General features: G+C 71.1%; 7 protein-coding genes. 2 read left to right on the top strand and 5 right to left on the bottom strand.

Going from position 1 to position 8,802, the window contains the following annotated elements; translation table 11 throughout:
- The 5 genes from ACFTZL_RS35740 to ACFTZL_RS35760 all read right to left on the bottom strand — a co-directional run.
- On the bottom strand, window positions 1–209 hold a 209-nt coding region (locus ACFTZL_RS35740), incomplete at its 3' end, for an XdhC family protein (RefSeq protein WP_382591773.1).
- 43 nt (window positions 210–252) lie between these two features.
- Window positions 253–1,710: an NCS2 family permease gene (locus ACFTZL_RS35745; protein ID WP_382591775.1), complete on the bottom strand. Its 1,458-nt coding sequence runs from the start codon at window positions 1,708–1,710 to the stop codon at window positions 253–255.
- A 121-nt stretch (window positions 1,711–1,831) separates the two neighbouring features.
- Window positions 1,832–4,228 carry a xanthine dehydrogenase family protein molybdopterin-binding subunit gene (locus tag ACFTZL_RS35750; RefSeq protein WP_382591778.1) on the bottom strand — a complete coding sequence of 799 codons (2,397 nt, stop codon included), beginning with the start codon at window positions 4,226–4,228 and terminating at the stop codon, window positions 1,832–1,834.
- Window positions 4,229–4,230: 2 nt separating this feature from the next.
- Window positions 4,231–4,842, bottom strand: coding sequence for a (2Fe-2S)-binding protein (locus tag ACFTZL_RS35755; RefSeq protein WP_382591781.1), 612 nt, complete (start codon window positions 4,840–4,842; stop codon window positions 4,231–4,233).
- Window positions 4,842–5,732, bottom strand: a complete 891-nt coding sequence (locus tag ACFTZL_RS35760; protein ID WP_382591784.1) for an FAD binding domain-containing protein — start codon at window positions 5,730–5,732, stop codon at window positions 4,842–4,844. The genes ACFTZL_RS35755 and ACFTZL_RS35760 overlap by 1 nt, the downstream gene beginning before the upstream one ends.
- A gap of 377 nt (window positions 5,733–6,109) precedes the next feature.
- On the opposite strand from ACFTZL_RS35760, the gene ACFTZL_RS35765 reads away from it, so the two are divergent.
- A complete protein-coding gene (locus tag ACFTZL_RS35765) occupies window positions 6,110–7,783 on the top strand; it encodes a PucR family transcriptional regulator (RefSeq protein ID WP_382591787.1) in 1,674 nt (557 codons plus the stop codon).
- 164 nt (window positions 7,784–7,947) lie between these two features.
- Window positions 7,948–8,721: a hypothetical protein gene (locus ACFTZL_RS35770; protein ID WP_382591790.1), complete on the top strand. Its 774-nt coding sequence runs from the start codon at window positions 7,948–7,950 to the stop codon at window positions 8,719–8,721.
- Window positions 8,722–8,802: the final 81 nt, after the last annotated feature.

Below are 8,802 nucleotides of genomic sequence, written 5' to 3' on the forward strand. Positions count from 1 at the left end.
CCGTCCTGGAGCGCCTGTGCGCACAGCTCGTAGACCGCGCCCTCCACACAGCCGCCGGAGACCGAGCCGATCGCCGTGCCCTCGGCGTCCACCGCGAGCGCGGCGCCCGGCTGGCGGGGCGCGCTGCCGCCGACGGCCACCACGGTGGCCACGGCGAAGTCACGGCCCTGCTCCACCCACCGGTTCAGCTCCTGGGCGATGTCCAGCATCTGTCTCGGTCTCCTTGAGGCTGCGAGGCTGCCGCGCCGGGCGTCAGTGGACGCCCAGCCAGCTCTCGATCGGGTTGAGGGCGAAGTACACGAGGAACACCGCCGTCAGGATCCACATGAAGGCGCCGATCTCGCGCACCTTGCCCTGGGCGGTCTTGATGGCGACGTAGGAGATGACGCCCGCGGCGACACCGGTGGTGATGGTGTACGTGAACGGCATCAGGACGACCGTCAGGAACACCGGGATGGCGGTGGCCCGGTCGGCCCAGTCCACGTGCCGGGCGTTCATCAGCATCATCGCGCCGATGACGACGAGGGCGGCGGACGCGACCTCCTGCGGCACGATCGCCGTGAGCGGCGTGAAGAACAGGCAGGCCGCGAAGAACGCACCGGTGACGACCGAGGCGAGGCCGGTGCGCGCGCCCTCCCCGACACCCGTCGCGGACTCGATGAACACCGTCTGCCCCGAGCCGCCGGACACGCCTCCGATCGCGCCGCCGGCCCCGTCGATGAACAGCGCCTTGGACAGGCCCGGCATCCGGCCCTTGTCGTCGGCGAGCTTGGCCTCGGTGCCGACGCCGATGATGGTCGCCATCGCGTCGAAGAACCCGGCCAGCACCAGCGTGAAGACGATCATGCCGACGGTCATCGCGCCGACCTCGCCCCAGCCGCCCAACTCCACGTTCCCGAAGAGCGAGAAGTCGGGCATGGACACCGCGCTGCCGTGCAGTTCGGGTGCCCCGGCCGCCCACTGCTTGGGGTCGACGACACCGGCCGCGTTCAGGATCGCGGCCACGACCGTGCCGCCGACGATGCCGATGAGGATGGCGCCCGGGATGTTCCGGGCCTGGAGCATGAAGATCAGCAGCAGGGTGCCGGCGAAGAGCAGGACCGGCCAGCCGGCCAGTTCACCCGCCGGGCCGAGCGTGACGGGGGTCGCCTTCCCCTGGTGCACGAAGCCGGACTTGTAGAAGCCGATGAGGGCGATGAACAGGCCGATGCCCATGGTGATGGCGTGCTTGAGCGCGAGCGGGATCGCGTTCATGATCATCTCGCGCAGGCCGGTGACGACCAGCAGCATGATGATCACGCCGTACATCACGCACATGCCCATCGCCTGCGGCCAGGTCATCTCGGGCGCGACCTGGGAGGCGAGGACTCCGGAGACGGACAGGCCCGCGGCGAGGGCGAGCGGCACCTTGCCGACGAAACCCATCAGCAGCGTGGTGAGGGCCGCCGCGAACGCGGTCGCGGTGATCAGGCCCTTCTGCGCGAGGGTGTCCCCCGCCACGTCCTTGCCGGACAGGATCAGAGGGTTGAGCAGGAGGATGTACGCCATCGCCATGAAGGTGGTGACGCCGCCGCGCACCTCACGCGCGACCGTCGATCCTCTGCCGGATATGTGGAAGTACCGGTCGAGCCAGGACCGTCCGGCCGGGACGCGGGTGCCTTCGCCCGCGTCCTCGGCTGTGGTCCTCGGCTCTACTGACTGCTGGGTCATGTGGGCCTACTCCCAAGTTTCACAGGGGGTTGGGATGCACGACCCGGGGGACGGCCCGAGACGAACGAAAGGGGGTCCGGGGGACACGGGAACGCGGTTCCCCCGGACGGAACTCTCCTGTTCAGGCCTCGGAGAGTGACGTACCCGTCAGGTGCTCGGGCCGTACCGGAGTCCGGTTCAGCTCGAGCCCGGTCGCGTTCCGGATGGCCGCGAGGACCGCCGGCGTCGACGACAGGGTGGGTGCTTCGCCGATACCGCGCAGCCCGTACGGGGCGTGCTCGTCGGCGAGTTCGAGGACGTCGACCGGGATGGTCGGCGTGTCGAGGATGGTCGGGATCAGGTAGTCGGTGAAGGAGGGGTTCTTCACCTTCGCCGTCTTGGGGTCGACGACGATCTCCTCCATGACCGCCACGCCCAGGCCCTGTGTCGTGCCGCCCTGGATCTGGCCGAGCACGGACAGCGGGTTGAGCGCCTTGCCGACGTCCTGGGCACAGCCCAGCTCGATGACCTTCACCAGCCCGAGCTCGGTGTCGACCTCGACGACGGCACGGTGCGCGGCGAAGGAGTACTGGACGTGCCCGTTGCCCTGCCCGGTGCGCAGGTCGAAGGCCTCGGTCGGCCGGTGCCGCCACTCCTCCTCGACCTCGACGGTCTCGCCCTCCAGGACGTCGGCCAGGTCGCCGAGGACCTCACCGCCGTCCGTGACGACCTTGCCGCCCTCCAGCAGCAGCTCGGCCGTCGCCCAGGCCGGGTGGTAGGAGCCGAACTTACGGCGCCCGATCTCCAGGACCTTCTCGCGGACGATCTCGCAGGCGTTCTTCACGGCACCGCCGGTGACGTACGTCTGCCGGGAGGCGGAGGTCGAACCGGCGCTGCCCACCCGGGTGTCGGCCGGGTTGATGGTGACCTGCGCGACGCCCAGCTCGGTGCGGGCGATCTGCGCGTGGACGGTGACACCGCCCTGGCCGACCTCGGCCATGGCCGTGTGGACGGTGACCACGGGCTCACCGCCCACGACCTCCATCCGCACCTTCGCGGTCGAGTAGTCGTCGAACCCCTCGGAGAAGCCCACGTTCTTGATGCCGACCGCGTAGCCGACACCGCGTACGACGCCTTCCCCGTGCGTGGTGTTGGACAGGCCGCCCGGTAGCTGCCGTACGTCGGCGCCCTCGCTGGACTCCCACTGGCGCTCCGGCGGCATCGGCATCGCCTTGACGCGGCGCAGGAGTTCGGCGACGGGAGCCGGAGAGTCGACGGGCTGGCCCGTCGGCAGGAGCGTGCCCTGTTCCATGGCGTTGAGCTGCCGGAACTCCACCGGGTCCATGCCGAGCTCCCGGGCCACCTTGTCCATCTGCGCCTCGTAGGCGAAGCACGCCTGGACCGCGCCGAAGCCGCGCATGGCGCCGCAGGGCGGGTTGTTGGTGTAGAGGGCGATGGCCTCGATGTCCACGTCCTCGATCACGTACGGGCCGACGGACAGCGAGGAGGCGTTGCCGACGACCGCCGGGGAGGCCGAGGCGTAGGCGCCGCCGTCCAGGACGATCCGGCACTTCATATGGGTCAGCTTGCCGTCACGCGTGGCCCCGTGCTCGTAGTACAGCTTCGCCGGGTGGCGATGGACGTGCCCGAAGAAGGACTCGAACCGGTTGTAGACGATCTTGACGGGCTTGCCCGTCCGCAGCGCCAGCAGACAGGCGTGGATCTGCATCGACAGGTCCTCGCGGCCGCCGAACGCGCCGCCGACGCCGGACAGTGTCATCCGCACCTTGTCCTCGGGCAGGCCGAGCACGGGCGCGATCTGGCGCAGATCGCTGTGCAGCCACTGGGTGGCGATGTAGAGGTGGAGGCCGCCGTCCTCCTCCGGTACGGCGAGGCCGGACTCGGGACCGAGGAAGGCCTGGTCCTGCATGCCGAAGGTGTACTCGCCCTCGACGATGACGTCGGCCCGCTGCCGTGCGGCATCGACATCACCGCGGATGATCGGCTGGCGGTGGACGATGTTCGGGTGCGGGACGTGCCCGGCGTGGTGGTCGTCGCGGCCCTCGTGGACGAGGATCGCGTCCGGCGCGGTCGCGGACGCCTCGTCGGTGATGACGGGCAGTTCGCGGTAGTCGACCTTGATCTTCGCGGCGGCGCGCCGGGCCGTCTCCGGATGATCGGCGGCGACGATCGCGACCGGCTCTCCGTGATGGCGGACCTTGCCGTGGGCGAGGACCGGCGTGTCCTGGATCTCCAGGCCGTAGTTCTTCACCTCGGTGGGCAGGTCGTCGTACGTCAGCACGGCGTAGACGCCCGGCAGGGCCAGTGCCTCGCTCGTGTCGATGGACACGATCTCGGCGTGCGCGACGGTCGACCGGAGGATCTGGCCCCACAGCATGTCCTCGTGCCACATGTCGGACGAGTACGCGAACTCGCCGGTGACCTTGAGGGTGCCGTCCGGGCGGAGCGTGGACTCGCCGATGCCGCCCTTGGTCCGGGAGCCCTGGGTGATCTTCGTGGGTGCGCCATTGGTGGGCATGCTCAGACCGCCTCTCCCTGACGGGCGGCCGCCAGGCGGACCGCGTCCATGATCTTCTCGTAGCCGGTGCAACGGCACAGGTTGCCCGACAGCGCCTCGCGGATGTCCGCGTCGCTCGGATCGGGGTTCCGCTCCAGCATCTCGTCGGCGGCGACCAGCAGACCGGGCGTGCAGAAGCCGCACTGGACGGCGCCGGCGTCGATGAACGCCTGCTGGATCGGGGAGAGTCCGGTGCCCTCGCCGGTCTGCGAGTCGGTGCCCGTGGCCTGCCTCCCCCAGGCTTCGCCCGGGGGGACCCCCACCTGGGCACTCTGCAACGAGGTACCGCAGGCCCCGGTCGCACAGCCGCCGTGCTCGGCACGCTGCTTGGCGAAGTCGGCGAGCCCCTCTACGGTGACGATCTCGCGGCCCTCCGCCTGCCCGGCGGCCACCAGGCACGAGCACACCGGCACTCCGTCGAGCCGGACCGTGCACGAGCCGCACTCGCCCTGCTCGCAGGCGTTCTTCGACCCGGGAAGGCCCATGCGCTCCCGCAGCACGTACAGCAGGGACTCGCCCTCCCACACGTCGTCGGCTTCCTGCGGACGGCCGTTGACCGTGAAGTTGACGCGCATTACGCGGCTCCCTCCGTAAGGCGGCGGGCGCCGCGGTAGGACTCCCAGGTCCAGGTCAGCGTGCGGCGGGCCATGACGCCGACGGCGTGGCGGCGGTAGCTCGCGGTGCCCCGGACGTCGTCGATCGGGTTGCAGGCGGCGGAGCACAGGTCCGCGAACTGCTTGGCGACCGACGGGGTGACGATCTTCCCGTTGTCCCAGAAGCCGCCCTCCTCCAGAGCGGCGTTCAGGAATTCCTCGGCGGCCTTGGCCCGAACGGGGGTCGGGGCGGCCGAACCGATCCCGGTCCGCACTGTGCGCGTCTCGGGGTGCAGCGCGAGCCCGAACGCACACACGGCGATGACCATCGCGTTCCTGGTCCCCACCTTGGAGAACTGCTGCGGACCGTCGGCCTTCTTCACGTGCACGGCCCGGATCAGCTCGTCGGCCGCCAGCGCGTTGCGCTTCACGCCCTGGTAGAACTCGTCGATCGGGATCCGGCGCGACCCGCGCACCGACTCGACCTCCACCTCGGCACCCGCGGCGAGCAGGGCGGGGTGGGCGTCGCCGGCCGGGGAGGCGGTGCCTAGGTTGCCGCCGACGCCGCCGCGGTTGCGGATCTGCGGGGAGGCGACCGTGTGCGAGGCGAGAGCCAGCCCCGGCAGTTCGGTGCGCAGGTTCTCCATGATCCTCGTGTACGGCACGGAGGCACCCAGCCGTACGCTCTCCTCGCCGACCTCCCACTCGGAGAGGTCGCCAACGCGGTTCAGGTCCATGAGGTACTCGGGCCGGCGGTGGTCGAAGTTGATCTCGACCATCACGTCGGTGCCACCCGCAATCGGCACAGCTGTGGGGTGCTCGGCTTTCGCGGCGAGCGCCTCCTCCCAGCTGGCGGGGCGAAGGAAGTCCATGACCGGCTCTCTTCTCCGTCTCTTCGTGGGGCGTTCAGATTGAGCCAATCCGTGTGCGGCGGTCCCGGCTCGTTCATGTGCTGTTAACGCGTAGTGGCCTCAGTACACAGCCCGGTACTCCGACGGGGTCAGTCACGGAAACCATGAAGGAGTTGGCTGGCCAGGACGGGCATCTTGTAGATTCGTATGAACGGAGGCCATCAGAAACCTCCTTGTTCTCCTGTGGAAACGCGCGACACAGCCGCGTGACCTGGGACACAGCCGGGAGACGGTTCGGGACCGGTGGACATCGCTCACCAGCCCGACGAACAGACGTTCACCCCGCACCCCACCAAGATCCACCACTGATTTCGAGACAAAGAACGGCGGCGACGAGAATGCGGCTGCGCGCACTGCTGGACACCGACGCGCTGGGCCTCAAGCTGCTCGGCGGCGAGGAAGAGCTGGACCGCACGGTGCGCGGCGTGATGACCACCGACCTCCGCGACCCCAGCCGCTACCTCTCCGGCGGCGAACTGGTGCTCACGGGCCTGGCCTGGCGCCATGACGCCGAGGACTCGGAGCCTTTCGTGCGGATCCTGGTGCAGCAGGGCGTGACGGCCCTCGCCGCGGGCGAGGCCGAGCTCGGAGACGTCCCGGACGACCTGGTCACGGCCTGCGCCCGCCATCGTCTCCCGCTCTTCGCGGTGCACGAGTCGGTGGCGTTCGCGACGATCACCGAGCACGTCGTACGACAGGTCTCCGGCGAGCGCGCCGGCGACCTCGCGGCGGTGGTCGACCGCCACCGCCGGATGATGACCTCGGGACCGGCGGGCGGCGGCCCGGACGTGGTCCTGGACCTGCTCGGCTCGGATTTGGACCTGCGGGCCTGGGTCCTCGCCCCCACCGGCCGGCTGATCGCGGGCTCGAAGGCCGCGGGACCCGCCCTGCCCGCCGAGACCTGCGGACGCCTGGCGGCGGAACACCTGACCGCCACCCGCACCGGCCGCCGCGCCCCGCACCGCGTCCTCCTGGGCGGCACCACCTACTCCCTGTTCCCGATCCGCTCGACGGGCCGCTCCTCACAGACCGCCCGGGACGTCCGCGAGAGCCTGCTGTCCGACTGGCTGCTGGCCGTCGAGGCGGACGCCGGGGACTGGGCCGAGGAGCGCCTCGACCTGCTGCACGGCGTCACCCAGCTCATCGCGGTCGAGCGGGACCGCCGCGACGCGGCCCGCACGGTCCGCCGCCGTCTCGCCCAGGAGGTGCTGGAACTGGTCCAGACGGGCGCGGCCCCCGCCGAGATCGCCGCCCGCCTGCGCGTGGCCGCGCCGGTGCTGCTGCCCGGCCTCGGGGCCGCGCCGCACTGGCAGGTGGTCGTGGCCCGCGTCGACTGGGACGGGGACGAGATCGAGGGCGGCCCGGTGGCCCAGGCCCTGCTGGAGGAGATCCTCGTCGACCCCCGGGCGGCGGGCCCGGAGCACTCCGACCGCATCGCCGTCGCCCACACCGGCGACGAGGCCATCGCCCTGGTCCCCCTGCCAGCCGTCGTGGCGGAGCACGACGGCTCCGAGACCGGCATCCTCGCCGACGCGCTCCTGGAATCCGTACGGGACCCCCTCACGGCAGGCCTCGACGGCGACGGGCACCTCACCCTCGGCGTCAGCGCGGCCGTGCACTCGGCGGAGGGCCTGCGAGGCGCCCTGGAGGAGGCCCGGCACGCCCGCCGGGTGGCGGCGGCCCGCCCGGGCCGGGTCTGCGCGGCGGGCCACCAGGAACTGGCGTCGCACGTCCTCCTGCTCCCGTTCGTCCCGGACGACGTCCGCCGCGCCTTCACGGCCCGCCTCCTGGACCCCCTCCGGGACTACGACCGCCGGCACCGGGCCGAGCTGATCCCCACCCTGGAAGCGTTCCTGGACTGCGACGGCTCCTGGACCCGCTGCGCAGGCCGCCTCCACCTGCACGTCAACACGCTGCGCTACCGGGTCGGACGGATCGAGCAGTTGACGGGCCGTGATCTGTCGCGGCTCGAGGACAAGCTGGATTTCTTCCTGGCCCTGCGCATGAGCTGAGACACGGGGTGTCCCGTCCCAAACACGGGACGCCCCTGAGTCCCACGACTTTGTGAAATCCTTCACCCACCCCCTTGGCCCGGCCCCGCGATTCGTGCTGAGATGCCGCCACCACTCAACAGCTCGATGGCGTGCTCGGGGAGGGCAACGTGGCGCATACCGCCATGTCTGGTAACGGAACGACCGCTGGTGACGATCCCCTCCAGACCGCGGTATGGCGGCTGCGCTCACGCGGGTGCTGGGCCGACGCGGCCGCCCTGCTGCTGCCGGATACGCCCGCGGCGGCGCTCCAACGTGCGTCGTTGCTGGTGGAACGGTGTCTGTACACCGAGCAGGGCTGGGAGGAGGCCGAGGACGCGCTGCGCACGGCCGAGGCAATGGCCCACAGCGACGACGAGCGGGGCGCGGCCGCTTGTGAACGCGGTTACTTGGCCTACGCCTCGACGCTGCTCGCGGTGCGGGACCGGGCCGACGAGGCGCGGGCCGCGCTGGGGCGGGCGGCCGCGCTGATCCCTCCGGGGGTTCCGCAGCGGGCCCTGCTGGACTTCCGTCGCGGTCTGCTGGCGGAGAACCTGACGAGCTCTCCGCAGGCGGCTCGGGCGGCGTACCGCCGTGCGCACGCGGGGGCTACGGCGCATGCCAACCCGTTGCTGCTGTCGTTCACATGGCGCCATCTGGCCGGACTCGCCCTGCGGGACGGGGAGTTGGCGGAGGCCCGCCACGGTTTCGCGGAGTCGCTGCGGATCCGGGAGGAGCTGGGGTATCTCGTCGGCACGGCCCCCGCGCTGGTGTCCCTGGCCGACACGGAGACCGAGCCGGAGGCGTCCCGACTGCGGGAGGAGGCCCGACGGCTGTTCCGGCTGCTCGGCGGCGTACCGACATGGCTGACACGGCAGTTGGCCCCGTTGCCGCCGGCGGCAGGAGCGGCAACGGCATGACGCGAGCCACCCGGCGTCTTCGCTGAGGCCGGGTGGGTCCGCAGCCCGGCGTAGCGGGGTGCCGCTGCGCCCACCCGTGCC

Origin of the sequence: Streptomyces sp. NPDC056948 (assembly GCF_042674225.1) — a bacterium.
GTDB lineage: Bacteria > Actinomycetota > Actinomycetes > Streptomycetales > Streptomycetaceae > Streptomyces > Streptomyces purpurascens.